The 17,676-nt window shown below is 52.4% G+C and carries 14 protein-coding genes; 9 read left to right on the top strand and 5 right to left on the bottom strand.

What is annotated here, in order from left to right; all coding sequences use genetic code 11:
- The first annotated feature begins 711 nt into the window (after positions 1-711).
- The 7 genes from J1G37_RS15525 (at position 712) to J1G37_RS15555 (ending at position 12,361) form a co-directional block, all read left to right on the top strand.
- Entirely contained in the window at positions 712-1,878 is a 1,167-nt protein-coding gene (locus J1G37_RS15525; RefSeq protein ID WP_207043081.1) for a PP2C family serine/threonine-protein phosphatase, read from the top strand.
- A gap of 55 nt (positions 1,879-1,933) precedes the next feature.
- A complete protein-coding gene (locus J1G37_RS15530) occupies positions 1,934-2,959 on the top strand; it encodes a protein kinase (protein WP_242551612.1) in 1,026 nt (341 codons plus the stop codon).
- Positions 2,956-4,077: a protein kinase gene (locus J1G37_RS15535; RefSeq protein WP_347402349.1), complete on the top strand. Its 1,122-nt coding sequence runs from the start codon at positions 2,956-2,958 to the stop codon at positions 4,075-4,077. Before J1G37_RS15530 ends, J1G37_RS15535 begins: the two co-directional genes overlap by 4 nt.
- A 578-nt stretch (positions 4,078-4,655) precedes the next feature.
- The gene (locus tag J1G37_RS15540; protein ID WP_207043092.1) at positions 4,656-6,575 is read left to right on the top strand and encodes a class I SAM-dependent DNA methyltransferase; all 1,920 of its coding nucleotides are present in this window, start codon (positions 4,656-4,658) and stop codon (positions 6,573-6,575) included.
- Positions 6,572-7,900 (top strand): restriction endonuclease subunit S, encoded by a 1,329-nt coding sequence (locus tag J1G37_RS15545; protein WP_207043093.1) that lies wholly within the window; start codon positions 6,572-6,574, stop codon positions 7,898-7,900. The genes J1G37_RS15540 and J1G37_RS15545 overlap by 4 nt, the downstream gene beginning before the upstream one ends.
- On the top strand, positions 7,897-8,844 hold the full coding sequence (locus tag J1G37_RS15550) for a GIY-YIG nuclease family protein (RefSeq protein WP_207043095.1): 948 nt from the start codon (positions 7,897-7,899) through the stop codon (positions 8,842-8,844). Before J1G37_RS15545 ends, J1G37_RS15550 begins: the two co-directional genes overlap by 4 nt.
- A gap of 334 nt (positions 8,845-9,178) precedes the next feature.
- A complete protein-coding gene (locus J1G37_RS15555) occupies positions 9,179-12,361 on the top strand; it encodes a type I restriction endonuclease (protein WP_207043096.1) in 3,183 nt (1,060 codons plus the stop codon).
- Positions 12,362-12,442: 81 nt separating this feature from the next.
- Here the strand turns inward: J1G37_RS15555 and J1G37_RS15560 are convergent, their stop codons facing one another.
- The 4 genes from J1G37_RS15560 to J1G37_RS15575 form a co-directional block, all read right to left on the bottom strand.
- The gene (locus J1G37_RS15560) at positions 12,443-12,619 is read right to left on the bottom strand and encodes a hypothetical protein (protein ID WP_207043097.1); all 177 of its coding nucleotides are present in this window, start codon (positions 12,617-12,619) and stop codon (positions 12,443-12,445) included.
- A 102-nt stretch (positions 12,620-12,721) separates the two neighbouring features.
- Entirely contained in the window at positions 12,722-13,219 is a 498-nt protein-coding gene (locus J1G37_RS15565) for a JAB domain-containing protein (protein ID WP_207043098.1), read from the bottom strand.
- 133 nt (positions 13,220-13,352) lie between these two features.
- A complete protein-coding gene (locus J1G37_RS15570; RefSeq protein WP_207043099.1) occupies positions 13,353-14,321 on the bottom strand; it encodes a DUF932 domain-containing protein in 969 nt (322 codons plus the stop codon).
- Between the two features lie 139 nt (positions 14,322-14,460).
- The gene (locus J1G37_RS15575) at positions 14,461-14,796 is read right to left on the bottom strand and encodes a hypothetical protein (protein ID WP_207043277.1); all 336 of its coding nucleotides are present in this window, start codon (positions 14,794-14,796) and stop codon (positions 14,461-14,463) included.
- A 605-nt stretch (positions 14,797-15,401) separates the two neighbouring features.
- On the opposite strand from J1G37_RS15575, the gene J1G37_RS15580 reads away from it, so the two are divergent.
- Positions 15,402-15,629 carry an AlpA family transcriptional regulator gene (locus tag J1G37_RS15580; RefSeq protein ID WP_207043100.1) on the top strand — a complete coding sequence of 76 codons (228 nt, stop codon included), beginning with the start codon at positions 15,402-15,404 and terminating at the stop codon, positions 15,627-15,629.
- 208 nt (positions 15,630-15,837) lie between these two features.
- Positions 15,838-16,968, top strand: a complete 1,131-nt coding sequence (locus tag J1G37_RS15585; protein WP_207043101.1) for an inovirus-type Gp2 protein — start codon at positions 15,838-15,840, stop codon at positions 16,966-16,968.
- 21 nt (positions 16,969-16,989) lie between these two features.
- On the opposite strand, the gene J1G37_RS15590 is transcribed toward J1G37_RS15585, so the two are convergent.
- Complete coding sequence (locus tag J1G37_RS15590) at positions 16,990-17,556, bottom strand: hypothetical protein (RefSeq protein WP_207043102.1); 567 nt, start codon at positions 17,554-17,556, stop codon at positions 16,990-16,992.
- Between the last annotated feature and the right edge of the window lie 120 nt (positions 17,557-17,676).

Below are 17,676 nucleotides of genomic sequence, written 5' to 3' on the forward strand. Positions count from 1 at the left end.
CAGGTGGGTGGGGGGAACACAGGGGTGGGGTTTTGGCTGATTTTCGAGGGCTAGCAGAGGGGTTTTAATTTGAAGGAGGTTTTCGAGATGACTTCAGAGGTTATGTCTGCGGGGGAGGCGAGTCGCCGGTAACAAAATCATGGGCATTAAAAAGCCGGCTTGTGGGCGGCGTTATTTTTACTTAAGTCAATGATTCTTAGTGATTTTTAATTTTGTTTTTGGTGTGCCCCCCCAGTTGTCCCCCCATTTTGAATGCGCGATACCAGAAGGCCTGTGCTCAATGGGGGCATCATCACAGTGGAAGTTTAAAGGCGCTGGTTGGCGGAAGACCAGCAGTAGGTCTCTAGCGTGTTGCTAGGCTAAGGGAATTTGCTAAGCTACGAGCAATCGGCGTTTCCATCAGGCGAAGCATTCGCCGCCGTGATATGCGACCGGGCCGTGTGCGGAGCAAGCTACCCTGCCGAAACGGGATTTTCTGGTTGACTCGGGTCAAGATCAGACCAGGCGTACAGCCTCAAAAGGACATGAGCTTGAACGTAATACATTGGCAGCGGGCATTGCTAGCGCTACAAGTGAGATCTGTTCGCCTTAATAATGTCGACGACCATCCTGCGCATCGAATCCGCGCTTTCCGTTCTCAGGTCTGTAGTCCGCGCCTCGCGTCACCATGCGCCTCCCCACATGCCCTCAAGAGCCTAAGTCAGTGAGCACATGAATTCTTTTTCTGCAGAGTTTAGAAAGACCATCACTTCCCAGATCGGTCGTGATTTGTATTTGGAAATAGAACGCGCCTCCTGGAATGCAATGCCGCCGGTGGCCATTGCTGACCTATCCGTCGCTATTGGCACCAGTGTGGGGTTAGTCCGTTCGAGAAATGAGGACCGGGTAGCGGTAGCCCAAATCTCAGCAGCTGATGGCGAGGCCTACTTTGTCGTGCTCGTGTGCGATGGCGTGGGCGGTACAGACATGGGGGATGTCGCCGCATCAATCGCATTAACTGTCTTTTTAGAGGAGCTGGCGCACAACCGCTCTAGCGTTCCCCTTTCAATCCTGCTTCCTCGACTAGTTAGACGTGTTGATGATCGCGTCCGTGAAAGTCTTCGCGGAAAGGGTGCCACCACGCTCAGCGTATTAATAGCGACAGGCTACGGAGAAATGGCGGCGACGAATGTCGGCGACAGTCGGATCTACGCTTGGTCCCCCCTCAAAGATCGGTTAGTCCAAATCAGCAGAGATGACACAATGGAGAACGAGCTTTCCGAGCTTGCCATTAAAGATCCCTCTGCTCTTCGCTTTCGGGGATTTGGTGGGAGTTTATCGCAGGCAATCGGAGAAGAAAGCAGGACCGCCAGTGATCTTCGAATAACTCTTTTAGATCCCGACCACCTGAATGACGGTGTCGTTGTAGCTACGGACGGCGCATGGAAGGGAGCCGAAGAAGGATTTAATGCCCTGCTAAAAAAAGCACCCTCTGCAACCGCTGCCGTCAGCAGAGTAATTTCACTGTCAAACTGGACGGGTGGGATTGACAATGCGTCTATTGTTGTAATTGAAAAAATTAAGGATGCTATTTCAAATATCCCCAGGGCTGAATCAGGGTTGCTGAAAATTCAAGCCTGGATCGGAAACACTAAAGTAATACTTTCTGCTTCGGCATCGGCTTCGCGCCTGCCTGATTCAGAGCGGCCAATTATGAAGTCGGATATTCGAAAGGCGTTGCGCAAGAAGTATGTCCGCTCGGGAGTAGAAGAGCATAAAAAGCCGGAGCAGCTTGATTTTAAAATCGTCGAAGAACCTGCGTTAGAAAGAAAAAAAGTAGCGCGTGCGAAGATTGAAATTTCGGTCGATCCCGAGCCAAGTACAGACCCTAAAGATTGAATGGAATCAGATGATAAATTTACCCAGTAGATACTCGGCAGTTACAAATACGTTGATGAGTGGTGGGTTTGGTAGCGTTCAACCTGTCCGAGATAATTTTTTGGGGAGGGATGTTCTATTTAAATTTATGCAGTCTGGGCACGATGATGCGCAGCTTCGTAATGAAATTCAGATGTTGGCCAAAGCCCGATCTAAACATATAGTCGAAATCTATGATGTTATCAAAGATGAGAGTGGATCAGTCCAAGGGATCATAATTGAGCATCTCAAAGGTCGATCTTTCGAGGAGTTCCATTTGGAAGCTTCGAGTGATCCTACAGGCTATTTGAAGGTGGTTTATCAAATCGCGCAAGCCTTAGCTGCATTGCATGCTGCTGATATTATCCATAGGGATCTGAAGCTTGATAATATAAAAACCTCCTCCGCTGGCATAGTTAAGCTCTTTGATTTTGGTATTTCTGTTGAAGGGGTGGATTACCATACGGTGCTTAATCGTGGCACTTTCGTGTACGCGGCCCCCGAGTTATTCGTAACTGGTGCATGCATCACAAAAGAAATGGATATTTATGCGCTAGGTGTCTGTGCTTGGGCTCTTGCCAGTGCGAATACACCTAGCGTGTTATTCGAAAGGCCACCTCAGACCTCTGCTGGCGTGCCTTCAATAGACACGGTTATGAGTGGGAAGCTAGCGGAAGAAGTCGTCGATCTCATTGATTCTTGTTTGTCGACTAATCCTGCTTTACGTCCTGCCGCAAAGAAGTTTTGCGATGTCATTCAGAATCATCTCGTGCGGGATGAGCATAGGGGAACTTTTGTTTACAATAGTAATCTCTATCAGCTCTCGAAAGATAATAGGCGGGTAGGGTTAAAGTTTAACGGTCTAGGTGGGATAGTTGCGGTCTATAATGGCGTGCGCTTCGAAATAACCAGCGTCGAGGGTGATGTCTACATCAATAATCGCGTTGCGGTCCCTGGGGCTATTTTGCATGATGCATGCGTGTTGACTTTTGGCCGCGCTGAGCTCAGGAATAACCGTTACTGGGTAACCTTCTCCTCCTCTCATCCCGAGGTGATACTGTGAATCAACTTCGTCTAAGTCCAGGGCAAGTACTTGTTGATCGTTACGAGATCATACGGTTTCACGCTGCGGGTGGTATGCAGGAAGTTTATTATGCCTACGATCGTACGCTTGATAGGCACATCGCCGTAAAAACCCCTAAGGCAGGTGTTAAAGATAGACGATTTCGACGTGGGGCGGAGATGGGGGCGCGCGTCAATCATCCTAATATCGCCGCAACACTTGATTATTTTGAAGATGATTCCTTTACTTTTATGGTTGAGGAATTTATCTCCGGCCGAGATTTAGGCGATCGCTTAGCTAACGACTACCTGTTTCTGGATCCGTATCTTGCCGCGCATGTTTCTCATCATATTGCGAAAGCTTTGCATGAAGCCCACAAGGTGGGTATATGTCATAGAGATCTCAAGCCTAGCAATATCATGACTTCGATTGATGCTTCAATGGAGTCTATTAAGCTTACGGATTTCGGAATCGCAAAACTTGCTGAAGCTGAAATTGCTGCAGAGATGGAGCTTTTTGCGGAGGACGAATCTACGCTGCTTTCGTCCAATACATTGCTGGGTGCTGTTCCTTACATGGCTCCTGAATGCTGGGACGATTGGAAGAAGGCCGGCATGCCTATGGATGTATGGGCTTTGGGGTGCGTGATATATCACTTGTTGGCTGGAGTGCCTCCATTTGGTACTGGGCGAATGGCTATTAAGAACGTCACCCTATACCAAGTTGGAAAGTACTCAATCGCTCAACCTACTTGGTTTGGTAAGCATCCTGATACTGGCGAGTTGGAGCGCAATGTTTGGGAGCTGTTGATTAGTTGCTTGGCGATAGAGCCTGATGAAAGACCTACCGCAGAAGAAGTGATGAGGAGCTTTAACTCCTTAACGTATGCGACGGGTGCTCGCAGAGTTGGGCGAATTACTCGCTACCCTATCAACTATCAAGGCGGTGGTACAGCTACGGCAGGGTTCATTGCTGAGGATGGGGTGTCTGAGGATAAGTTTTTTCATGTGTCTAATTTTTACGGTAGCGTCTCCCCATCGGTGGGTCAAAAGGTTTGTTTTTCCTCTTACCCAGGTGTGCCCTCGCCACGGTCTTCGCCTATTCTTCTCCTTCGATGAGGCTTATTTGTCTGGAGTATGAGGTCAAGTTTTAAGATTCAAATTGGCCGCGTTATTTGGTCGGCTTTGGTGCGGAACAGTTAGTTACGGCCTCAGAATTTTTAGTGTCCTTGGTTTGTACGTAGGACCAACATTTCGTTTGGTCGCAGCGCTTAGGGTGACGGTGTCCACAAGGTGGACACCGTTTTTAGCCTCACGGAATCTTTCTCCTGACATGCAGGCTAAAGCGTCGCCACAGTAACGACAACCACCTCTTGCGCCGTGTGAACTACCTCTTCAAGGCTGTGACCCAGGTGTCCGGCCATCGCTGTCGTATGCTCGGTTGCAACGGCTGCTAAGACACCGCTGTAAAACGATGGGTGCCAGCATCATGCCTTTTTCTAAAACCGTTCAGTACACGTGCGAGTGTTCACAAGGCAACTGCTTGAAAAATCTACAGGTCGAAGCCTTCGTGCTGGCTCTGATTTGCCCAAGCGGTTAAGGTTCAGCTATTCGTAATAGCGCATCACAGAGAGGCTGCTGACCGTCGTTTACTGGCTGAATCCTTCTCTGCGATACACCTTAAATAAGGACTCCCCGTGAACCAGCAAAACCTAGCCGACTTCATCTGGAGCGTGGCCGATGTGCTGCGTGGCGATTTCAGGCAGTCGGAATTTGGTCGCATCATCCTGCCATTCACTGTGTTGCGTCGTCTGGAGTGTGTGCTGGAGCCTACTCGCGAAAAGGTGCGTAGTCAGTACCTGGCCATGCAGGCCAGTGGCGTGGATATGGATTTAATTCTGCCCGCCGCCGCCGGTGCCACCTTCTACAACGTTTCGCAGTTCGCTCTGGCCAGTGTTGGCTCTACCAGCACCCGCGCCAACCTAGAGGACTACATCGCCAAGTTCTCCGCAAACGCCCGTCAGGTGTTCGAGCACTTCGCCTTCGATGGCTGGTTGAACAAGCTGGAAAACGCCAACCTGCTGTATCTGGTAACGCAAAAATTCGCCAGCATCGACCTGCACCCAGACACCATCAGTAACCACGAGATGGGGTTGGTGTTTGAACACCTGATCCGTAAGTTCGCTGAATCTGCCAACGACACCGCAGGGGAGTTCTTTACCCCGCGTGACGTGGTGCGTTTGGCCACCACCCTGATCTTCGCTCCTGACCATCAGGCACTGAATGGCGATGGCTTGGTGCGTACCGTGTACGACTGCGCAGCTGGTACGGGCGGTTTCCTGTCATCGGCCATCGAACAGGTGGCCGAGTGGAACCCCAATGCCCGCTTGGTGCCCTACGCTCAGGAATTGAACCCGGAAACCTACGCCATTTCGGTGGCGGACAAGCTGATTCAGGGTTATGACACCAAAAACATCAAGCTAGGTAACACCCTATCCAACGACCTGCTGCCCCATGAGCAGTTCGACTACTGCCTGGCCAACCCTCCGTTCGGGGTGAAGTGGGAGAAGGTGCAGAAGCAAGTGCAGGACGAGCAAACCAGTCTCGGTTTCGCCGGGCGCTTCGGTGCAGGCTTGCCGCGTGTGGGAGACGGCTCGTTGCTGTTCCTCATGCACCTGTTGTCCAAGCGCAAGCCGGCGGAGCAGGGCGGCACGCGCATCGGTATCGTCCTGTCCGGTTCGCCATTGTTCAATGGTGGTGCGGGCTCCGGCGAGTCGGAGATCCGCCGCTGGATTCTTGAGAACGATTGGCTGGAGGCGATCATCGCCCTGCCGAACGACTTGTTTTATAACACCGGCATTGGCACCTACATCTGGGTGCTGTCCAGCCACAAGGGTGCCGCGCGCAAAGGTCAGGTGCAACTGATCGACGCCACAGCCATGCATGCGCCCATGCGCAAAAGTCTGGGCAGTAAGCGTAAGTTTCTCTCTGAACAGCAGATTGCCGTCATCGCCAAGCTGCATGAGGCCGGTGAAAACGCGCCGAATAGCAAGGTGTTTGCCACTACCGACTTCGGCTACCGGCGCATCACCGTCGAGCGGCCGCTGCGCCTGCGTTTCTCGGTGACACCGGACAAACTCGCGGCATATCAGGCCACCAAGGGGGCTGATCAAGTCGACGCCTTCGCCAAGGTCGAAGGCAGCTTCGACAGCTTGCCAGCCTTCCTCAAGGCGGCGGGAATCAAGAAGCTCGGCAAGGCCGCCCTGAAAGCCGCGCTGAGTTGTTTCGGCGTGCGTGATGGCGACGCCCAGCCGGTGCTGGACGACAAGGGCAATGTGCAGGCCGATAGCGACTTGCGTGAAAACGAGAATGTGCCGTTGAATCAGTCCATCGACGAGTACTTCGCACGCGAAGTGCTGCCCCATGTGCCTGACGCCTGGATCGACACCAGCAAGACGGATGCAAAGGACGGGCTGGTCGGGATCGTTGGCTACGAGATCAATTTCAACCGGTTCTTCTACGTCTACCAGGCGCCACGTGCGCTGACTGAGATTGATGCTGAGCTGAAAACCGTCGAAGCCGAGATTGCCGCGTTGTTGGGTGAGGTGACGGCGTGAGTCATTACAGGCCTTATCCGGTTTATAAGGATTCAGGGGTGGAGTGGTTGGGGCGAGTGCCTGAGCATTGGGGCCTGTCGCAGCTCAAGCATTTAGTTTCGGGAATCGAGTCGGGCACGAGTGTCAACGCAACTGACACGCCTGCAGCCCAAGGTGAGTATGGAGTTCTGAAAACAAGCTGTGTTTACAGTGGGAAGTTTGACCCTGCAGAGAATAAAGCCATTTTGCCCGAAGAATATGATCGCGCTACCTGCCCTTTGGTGGTCGGCTCCCTGATTGTTAGTCGGATGAATACACCTGATCTTGTTGGTGCAGCTGGCTTGGTTGATATCGCGCCAGAAGGAGTTTTTCTCCCAGATAGACTGTGGCAAGTCAGTTTTTTAGGTACGAATTCATCTTTTGTGTATTTCTGGTCTCAATCTGCCTCTTATCGAGCTCAGGTAAAAATGGTCTGTACTGGGACTAGTTCCAGCATGCAGAACCTTTCCCAAGATCAATTTAAGGATTTTGTGTTGGGTGTGCCGGGGCTCGAGGAACAGCAGGTCATCGCAGCCCACCTCGAACGCGAAACCGCTCGCATCGACGCGCTGATGGAAAAGAAAACCCGCTTTATCGAACTGCTGCGCGAAAAACGTCAGGCTCTGATCACCCATGCCGTCACCAAGGGTCTCGACCTGAATGTGAAGATGAAGGATTCCGGCGTGGAGTGGCTGGGAGGGGTGCCGGAACATTGGGATGTACTCAGCTTCCAACGGTGTGTTTTTATCGCCGAAGGCCAAGTTGATCCAGAAAAATCACCTTATCTAGAGATGCTACTGCTTGCACCAAACCACATTGAATCTGGTTCTGGCCGGCTTCTCTACACCGAGACAGCAGAAGAGCAAAATGCAGAGAGCGGCAAGTATCTGTGTCAAAAAGGCGATGTTGTTTACAGCAAAATCCGCCCGGCACTGAGAAAGGTTTGCATGGCCCCTGAGGTGGGCTTGTGTAGTGCTGATATGTATCCGCTGCGTGGGCACTCGGGGATGAGTAACCAGTTTCTTTTCTGGTTCCTTCTCTCCGAACCATTTTCCGCATTTGCTGTTTTAGAAGCTGATCGTGTCGCAATGCCGAAGATCAACCGTGAGTCGCTAAATAGTGTCCAGTTACCTCGGCCACCTTTCGCCGAGCAGGTGCTTATAGCTGCTCGCCTAGAACTTGAAACCGCAAGGCTCGATAATTTACGCAGCAAAACCGAACGCAGTATCGAACTACTAAAAGAACGCCGCTCTGCTCTGATTACCGCCGCCGTCACCGGCCAGATCGACCTGCGGGAGGCTGTATGAGCCAGGGCCGCAGCATTCGCCTGTTTCTGGTGGATGGCACCCCCACTGGCCTGCTCACCGCCGAGATCATGAACTGGACCGGGCATGTGTTGACCGGCCCGCGTAGTAAACTGGCCGAGTTGGTGCAGCGGCCTGAGTGTGGGCGTACTGGCGTGTACTTTCTGGTCGGCCCAGACCCGGACAACAGCCTGCGCTCAAAGGTATATATCGGCGAGTCGGACGACGTAGCTAAGCGTCTCAAACAGCACAACCGCCCGGAGGGCTCCGAGGGTACGGCGGGGGGCAAGGACTTCTGGGAAAAGGTCTGCCTTGTCACCAGCAAGGACCAGAATCTGACCAAGACCCATGTGAAACACTTGGAAAGCCTGCTTATTGGCATTGCTAATGATGTAGGGCGATGCGAGTTGATAAATGGCACTGCGCACGATTATGGCAGCCTGCCGGAGTCCGATCGCGCTGATATGGCCTTCTTTCTGGAGCAGATTCGCACCGTGCTGCCGGTGCTGGGCTTCGACTTTTTGCGTGAGCTGAGCAAGCCCTTCGCCACCGTCAGTGTTAGCCCGGCTACTTCGGTCAGCCACTCGCCGCGCTTCAATCTGGAGGTGCCCCGCTATCGCCTCAGCGCCGAAGGGCAGGAAATCGACGGCGAGTTCTTTGTGCTCAAGGGCTCCAAGGCACGCCCCGAGTGGGTAGGTACTGAGCGCGGCTATCAGGGTCTATTCAAGCAACTGGTGGCAGACGGCGTGCTGGTAGCTGAGGGCGGCGAGCATATGGTCTTCCGCGACGATTACGCGTTCTCTAGCCCGAGCGCGGCTGCCGCCGTAGTCTGCGGCCGTGCCGCCAACGGTCGTACTTCCTGGGTGGTTGAAGGTACGGGGCAAAGCTACGCGGCCTGGCAGGATCAGCAGTTAATCACAATTACTCCTGAGCCGGAGGCAGAATGAGCAAGCCTTAAGCTTTATTGTTCAGCACAACAAATCAGTCATCAGGCACCCATAACTTTACAAGGGTGTCATTAGTCTGGAGCGTATTGCCGATTACTGGGCTGAGTGACTTTGTATTTGACGGGTATTTGATTGGTCGTCTGTTGGGCGACATATTTACAAGGCTGGAGCTTTTAAATCAGTACGCTTGCGGCTTTAGCCTGATGTTTTTGTATTTGATGGATATTTGACTGGTGGCTCATTCTCTCGGCACCGAGCACTAGACAAATTCAAGACCAATTTTAGACGAGCTGCCTCTCTCAGATAGAGGCCGACCAGACGAAGGATCGCCCCCATGAGCCACATCCACCACGAATGCGAACTCGAACGCCATATCGTCGAGCAACTAGCTGCTGCTGGTTGGTTGGTCGGCAAGTCAGCCGACTATGACTCGGCACGGGCGCTGTTCCCTGATGATGTGCTCGGCTGGCTGGAGGAAAGCCAGCCGCAGGCCATGGCCAAGCTGCAGGCCATGAATGGCGCAGGCACTCGCCATGTGGTGCTGGATCGGCTGGTCAAACAGCTGGAAAAAAAGGTTGATGGTGGCACGGTAAACCTGCTGCGTTACGGCTTCGCCGTGGCCGGTGGCGGCACCTTAGTCATGAGCCAGGGCTTACCGGAAGATCATCGCAACGAGACGGTGATTGCGCGCTACGCGGCCAACCGACTGCGTGTGGTACCGCAGTTGCGCTACTCGCTGGACAAGGCCGATGAAATCGATTTGGCCTTCTTCATCAATGGCATTCCTGTGGCTACCGTAGAGCTGAAGACCGACTTCACCCAGTCAGTACAAGCCGCGATGCAGCAGTACCGCATAGATCGCAAACCTGAGCGCAAAAATGGTGGACTGGAGCCGTTGCTGACCTTCAAACGGGGTGCGGTGGTGCATTTCGCCATGAGCGACAGCGACATCCGTATGACCACCAAACTGGCAGGTGAATCGACCTTCTTCCTGCCGTTCAACAGGGGCAACGATGGCGCAGCGGGCAACCCGCCCGGTGACAACAACGGCTATCCGGTGAGTTACCTCTGGGAGCATGTGCTGCAGAAAGACAACTGGCTGCACATCTTCCATCGCTTCGTGTTACAGGAGCGCAAGGAAGCCCAGGATGTCAACGGCAAGACCTACTTCAAGGAAGGCCTGATCTTCCCGCGCTTTCACCAGTGGGAAGGCGTGACCCAGATGATTGACGCCGTGCGCATCGAAGGGGCGGGCCAACCCTACCTGATCCAGCACAGCGCTGGCTCGGGCAAGACCAATACCATCGCCTGGACCGCGCATTCACTGATCCGTGTGCGCCGTCCGGATGGCGAACCGTACTTCCATAGTGTGATCGTGGTGACCGACCGCCAAGTCCTGGATCAACAGCTGCAGGACGCCATTCAGCAGATCGAGCATCAAGCCGGGGTGGTGTGCGCCATCGACCGTCAACAATCCAGCTTGCCCAAGAGCCAGCAGTTGGCCAAGGCAATGCTGGAGGGTGTGCCAATCATTGTCTGCACCCTGCAAACCTTCCCCTATGCGCAGAAAACCATTCTCGGCGAGCAGAGCCTGCGCGGCCGTCGCTTCGCTATCATCATTGACGAGGCGCACAGCTCGACTGGGGGCAGTACCGCCGATGACCTGCGCTATGTGCTGACTGGCCAGAGCGAGGCCGAGTGGGAAAAGCTCTCCAAGGAAGCGCGCCTATCCGTGTGGCAGGCCTCGCGTAGCCGACCGGGTAACGCCAGCTACTTTGCCTTCACCGCCACCCCCAAGCATTCGACCCTCAGCCTGTTTGGTCGTCCGCGCAACCCGGCGCTGCCTGTGAGCCAGGACAACCCGCCGGCTCCGTTCCATCTCTACACCATGCAGCAGGCCATCGAGGAGGGTTTCATTCTGGATGTGCTGAAGAACTACACCAGTTACAACGTGGCTTTCAAAATCGGCAGCGAGTTCGTTGATGACACGCGTGTGGACGAAAAGAGCGCCCGGCGTAAGTTGGCCAAATGGCTGGCACTCAACCCGGTGAACGTCGGACAGAAGGTCGAGCTGATCGTTGAGCACTTCCGCAAAAACGTGGCTCACCTGCTCGGTGGCCAGGCCAAGGCAATGGTAGTGACCAGCTCCCGTGCAGCAGCGGTGAAGTATCACCTGGCGTTGCATGATTACTGTCAGCGCAAGGGCTACGACAATGTGCAGGCCATGGTGGCCTTCTCTGGCGAAGTACCTAACAGCGATATAGAAGAAAGCAGCCTGCCTGCGGATCATCAGTTCAGTGAAACCAACCTGAACCCTGGCTTACATGGGCGCGATATGCGCAAGGTGTTCGATACCCCTGATTACCGGGTGATGATCGTCGCCAACAAGTACCAGACCGGCTTCGACCAGCCCAAACTGGTGGCCATGTACTTGGACAAGAAAATCTCCGGCGTCGAGGCTGTGCAGACCCTCTCGCGATTGAACCGCACCTTCCCAGGCAAGGACAAGACCTACGTCATCGATTTTGCCAACGAGGCCGAGGAAATCCTCGCGGGGTTCAAAACCTTCTACCGCGATGCCCAGGTGACGGACATTCAGGACCCGAACATCGTCTACGACATCAAACAACGGTTGGATGGCATGTTCATTTATGAGCAGGCCGAGGTTGAGGCGTTCGGCAATGCCATCGTTGACCTGAATGTCACGCACCAGAAGCTCTACTCGCTGACCCAGTCAGCTACCGACCGCTTCAATGGCAAACTCAAGACGCTCAACGATGCTATCGACCAGTGGGAAAAGGCCTGGGAGTCTGCCCATGACAGCGGTGATGATAAGGGAATGGAGTATGCCGACGTGCAGCGCGCCGAGTACTGCAAGGCGCGTGACGAACTGATGGTTTTTAGCGAGAGCCTGACCAAGTTCGTCCGCGCTTACGAGTACATCGCGCAACTGGTGGACTTCGCTGATCCTGCTTTGGAAGCCTTCGCCAGCTATGCGCGGCTGCTGCGCAAGCGTCTGAAAGGGATCAGTGCCGAGCAGGTCGATTTGGGGGATCTGAAATTGACCCACTACAAGATCAAAAAAGGCGATGACCTGACCGGCGTTGGCGTGCTGGCCGAGGTTCCCGGTCTGTATGGCATGACCGACAACGGCCTGCGCGAAGCACGCGATCGCGAGAAAAAATATCTCACCGAGCTCATTGAGAAGCTCAACAACGCCTTCGGTAAGGACATTACCGATACCGACCAGGTGGCCTTTGCCGTGCATGTATCAGAAAAGCTGCGCAGCGACAGTGTGGTCATGGCCCAGGTGCAGAACAACACCATGGATCAGGCTATGAAGGCCGACCTGCCGACAAAAGCCATTCAAGCGATTGCCGGTGCCATGAGCAGCCACGCCAGCATGGCAACCAAGCTGCTGAGCGACGAGGCGACGCGCGATGTGTTCCTGACGGTGGTGTATGAGTTGCTGAAAAAAGATGCGGGGGCAGACCTGCTGAGTTCGACAAGGGCTTAAACTTTTAGCAATCCGGAAAAAAAATAACATAGCTGTTAGGCAAACAGGAGGTGCTTCAGCCCCCTGTCCGCCTTATGTTGTTTATCCGATTCTGGGCAGGCGTTTGAGCATCCAGTGAAAGAGTAGGAAGGCAATGCCTACTGCGATCAATATTGGCGGAAACCGCAGCATCAGTATCACCACCAGCACTACCAGTGACACACTTGCCAATACACCGACGAAGGTGAGAAGTGTGATCAGAAAACGTATCAGCGCCATGGGAACCTCCTTGAGTTGTGGCGATATTAGTTCATGTCGGGGACGTAGCTGCCTCGCCCAGCTTGATCGGCTCGCCTGGTGCATACCAAGGGCAAAGCGCTCCTACAGTTGTCCCTGTTCTGCCAGCGAGACACAGCTCTCTTGACCCACGACGACATGGTCCAATATGTGGGTGCCAATCAGGTTGAGTGCATTTTTGAGAAGTGCGGTCAGTGCTCGATCTGCTTGACCGGGCTCCGGGTCACCGGAAGGATGGTTATGCACCAGAATCACGGCCGCAGCGTTGTGCTCCAAGGCGATCTTGACCACCTCCCGAGGGGACACGCAGGAAACCTCCAATGTGCCCCTGAATAGTTCCTTAAAGCCGATAACCCGGTGCTCAGTATCGAGCAGTAACAAAGCAAGGACCTCGTAGTCATGGAATTGCAGCAGCGTTTGTAGGTGACTGATTACGAGTCTACGCTCAGTCAACGCCCGTCCTTTAGACAGACGATACATCGCGAGTTGTTGAGCCATCTGCAGGATGTCGGACTCGGTGACTGGTGATTCCATGACATAGGTGTCGGGCGCTTCACCGGGTCTGAGCTTGGGATATTTCATGCTGATATTCCTATCCGAACGCGTGGATGCACTGGCGGGTGGGTGGCGCAGTACTGGAATGCGGGTGTTGGGAGTAAATGATTCCGAGCGCCCCTTTAGGCGAGAGCGCTCGGCAGTGCTGTGGTTCGATAGTTCACGCAACGAGTTGTAAGGCTGCATCGAGTGCCTTCTGTTTAATTACTGCGCCTTGCCCAAACCACGCCGAATCCATTCGATATTCAGAGCTCCTGGCGCGCCTTTCATGATCCACGTATTCAGTCACGGCATTCAGCAAGCCCCATGCTGATCCGCGAGCAGACTCCAAGTCAGCTCCTTGGCCTTTACCTTCGTAAAGGTTTTGGACCTTCTCCATAGCTCGCTTGTTGGGCAGTACATTGGGAATGGGGTCATTGGCTCCGGTGTCGCACAGCACGTCCATAAAAAAGCAAAGGGCCTCTTTCGTCTGAACCTTGCGTTCGGCGAGGGCGCGCATCCGGTACATGAATTCGTCCCATTGCGAGACGGCGATGCCCAGTTGCTTTTTGACAGCTCGCGGATCAAAGCGTGTGCTGTGCGAAACCTTGATGGCGTGGCTGGCGCCGTTTAGGGAAATGCTCAAAGTGTTGTTGCAGACCACGCGAACGGTGGTGGGGGTGGCGGTGGTCGCCAGTGTGCCATCGCAGGAAGTTGCCAGCAGCAGATAGCCGTTGACCCGATCATTGTCCTTCAGCGTTGTTGCCTGACCGGTTCTGGCGAGTGCCCAGAATTTGCGACCACCTTTGAGCACCCCAGCAGTTTCCAATTCGTAGCCCGAGAACTCCGTCAGGTCTCGGTAGAACTCCAGAACTTCACGAGGTTGCACTACCTGATAGCGATGCGAGACCACTGATAACGGTGCTTTGGTGTCGGAGCGATACAGCACCTTTTGTTCCGGGAACGAGTAAATGCTGCCTAGATGGCCAGCGGTATCGGCTTTGAAATGAACCGGGCTGTCCTGAATCTGCCAGTTCATGCCGGCTTCACGCTGCCAGACTTCCAGCGGCTGTTTCTCTGTAAGGCGACTGCCCAGGCCATGCCAGGGAGTAGCGCCAACGTAAGCCATTTGTTCGATGAGGTGTGTCATGGAAGCTTCCTTTTCATAGGCGCACGGCGAAGCCGCTGAGTACTCAGCAGGAGTCAGTCGGCGTGCGGAGTGTTTTTAGAGAGGGAGAGTGATGGGTCAGATGGAGAGCAGTAGTGGCGTCAAGCGGGAGACGATCCGTTCAAGCAGAATGACGGTTGCTAAATGACAATCCGCAGTCGAGACAACCGTAATTGTCCAAAACTCGCTCATCGATGACTTCGCCGAGTTTGGCGCCCGCGATACAGCCGGTCGCCGCTCCGGCTAATCCGCCGAGAATGGCCCCAGCCATACCGCCAGCAACGACACCTGCGGGACCGGCCACGACGCCGATCAGAGCGCCAACCTCGGCGCCGCCCATAGCGGCGGTGACACCTTGGGCTGTGCCACCGACGGTGCCGATTAGGGCCCCGACCTTCCTAGCGAAATCTTTCGTGATGACAGCGCTAGAGCGACAGCGTGGGCATTGATTGCTCATGTGCAGGGTTCCTGTAGAGAGTCGTGATGAAGTCATTGCACGGGCATAGAGCTCACCAAAGAAGCCGCCTAGGCGATCCAATTGAATGGTGAGCTGTCGAGTGTGGAAGGATGCTTGTGCACAGAGGTACAGGGTCGTGATGTATGACTGAAATTTCGTTGGCTGAATTTTGATGGATTTTCCCATCATATTTTGTACTGGTGCTTCAGATCGTTGGTTTACGCCAATTGATCATTTGTCTAATTATTGCTGCGATAATCAAGAGTATGGCTTGAATTATGCTTGTTAGCAGTGCTCTGGAATCTGTTCGGATCTCGCAGGATTGCATCAGATTGAGTTGGACAAGATGGGCAAAAGACATTTTGTGCTGGAAATTGACATGAGAACTAAGTCGCTTGTCTGAAAACTAACTCTGGGACGAGCCAATGCGCGCGCATACACGTGCCCGTATACGCGTACGCGCGTGAGGTAAACAGCCGTGGGCGCCCGCCTGGTGTGTTGACGCGACTCCGTAAAACTTCTACGCAAGCACAGGTAATTTTCTAGACCAGGGAAACTCTTTAGAGTGGTTCCATCGCGTACCAACGCAGTCTGGAGTTCAGTAAATGGCAGGTAGTAGCACTACCCACCCCAGGGTTTTACGCCTTAAGCAGGTGCTGGATCGTGTGGGGTTGTCGCGCTCAACGATTTATGACCGGATGAACCCCGCGTCACCGCGCTACGACCACTCGTTCCCCAAACCGATGAAAATTGGTAGTTCAGCGGTAGGCTGGTTGGAATCGAGCATTAACGAATGGATTGAATCACTCGTTGATAATCCTTTAGAGAGGTGAGCTTCGAAATAGGTAAGAGTAAACCAGTCTAATATAGTTTATGCGTGCTAACTTAAGGAAATGGTTGGGCTTAATTAGGTCTGGAATTAGGTCGTATATTGAGTTTTGTTTGTTGGATCTCTGGGTTGAAAAGGGAGGTTGAATATTGGTCTATATGTTATTAGGTAGTAGATAGAAGAATAGTGGTGGTTAATAATTAAATAGACAAATGATTCATGTTGACTATGGGTGTGGCGAAGCTATGTGCTTTAGTGATTGGGAGTATGTTGAAGTTTACAAAGAAAAAGTTGTTGAGGATTTTTATGACTCGGTAAGTGGTGAGCGGTTTTCACATGTTGACGTAGACGGTATGTTGTTTGATTCGGTTAGCAGGATCATGAGGGCTGTAAGTGTATTGGAGAAATCATCAGGAGATATTTTTAGAGCGGAGTCTCTGAAGTGTCGAGGTGAAATGGAATTAAGTAAGGAGGCAGCCTGTGTTGTTTCAGCGGTTTCTATAAACTATGTTGAGCTTGAGAGAGGCATGGTTCTATTTAAAGTAAATCCTTATGTCAATGTTTTTTATGAGTGTTATAAAGCCATAAAGCCGTTAAATCCGTATAAGGTGGAAAAAACAGAATTATCTGCGTGTTTTGGTGGCTTAAATCAGTTTGTTGATGCAGTGAAAAAGCGAATGTCTAGCGGAAAATTCAAGCGGGTAATTTCCGCGCATTTGCGGTCGGCAGCTAAGAATTACTCCGGACTGGTGGATTACATAGATTCCTTGTTTGCACGATATTCTCGATTGCTGGTGTTGAGGGTGGATTTTTCATATGGAAAGGGGAGACTTGACGTTGAGGATTATAGCCAGCCGAGTGATAGATTGGATGCGCTTCGCATTGTTACGGGGCAAATTGTTGGGCATCGGATAGAGCTGATTGATTATTTGAAAAATAAGTGTCCTGAGCTGGGTATGGTAGGGTATGTATGGAAGCTCGAGTACGGGAGAGAGAAAGGCCATCATTACCACATGATGTTTTTCTTAGATGGGGCGAAAGTGCGGCAGGATATTGTCATTGCAAAGCTGATAGGTGAGCACTGGAATAATGTGATCACCCAGGGGAGGGGCGTGTACTACAACTGCAATGGTAGTAAAGATAGATACAAGTACTGTGGTGTGGGAATGATTAGTTACAATGAAGCAGAGAAGCTGAGTAATCTAAAGGAGAAGGCAGCAGTTTATCTTACAAAGGCGGATCGATATGTAAGCGCTTGTATGCCTGATAATAGAAGATCTTTTGGTAAAGGAAACTCGCCAAAGGTTGGAGGGCGATCAGTGGGCAGGCCGCGAGAAAATTAAATCATCAGGGTCGTTACGAGTTTAAGGTTGGGCGATCTTGACGGAAGCGGAAACGATAGGGTCGTCCTTTATCCAGCGTCTTAATGTATTTTCAATGGTGTTCTGTGCAGGGTATCTTGTGTCGTTATCTTTCATGTGTTTTTTGATTTCCGGCAATATTGCTTTGTATGCATCTAGCTCTTTAATCCAGCCTTCCGGTGGTGTTAGTTTGTCAAGTTGTTTGCAGGCTTCTCTCTTGGTTTCAAGGTAACGATCTTTGCGCGCCATGCCTCCTTCTTTGGCAATCTCTGCTCTTGTTTTAATTTGCTCTTTAAAGAATCGTTGGTCGCCAGAGTAAAGCTCTTGTAAGCCAGCGCACAACATTTTAATCCCCAAGTCGCCTGGTTTCTGGGAAAGCAATATTGCCATTCCTATGCTTGAGTAAGCGTTTTTTATATGGCGGAAGGCAGCAAATTTTTCTTTGTTAAGAATGGATTTTAACTTCTTGTCTAATTCTACCTCTTTATGCTGTTGCGACTCTAAAAGATTCTTCAGTGTGTGATCAAGTATGATTTTGTTTTCGTTGGGAAGCGTTTTGCGGAGCATCATGTAGCGCTTAGTTATTATGTTGAGGACCTTGTTGCCGGCATCCTCAATCTCAAGGGAGATTAGGTATCTGTATACGGAGTGGTCCTCTAGCGTGGGTGAAAAGATTTTTTCTTTAGGTCT

It is taken from the genome of Pseudomonas sp. Marseille-Q1929 (assembly GCF_017316265.1).
In the GTDB taxonomy this organism is placed as follows: Bacteria; Pseudomonadota; Gammaproteobacteria; order Pseudomonadales; family Pseudomonadaceae; genus Aquipseudomonas.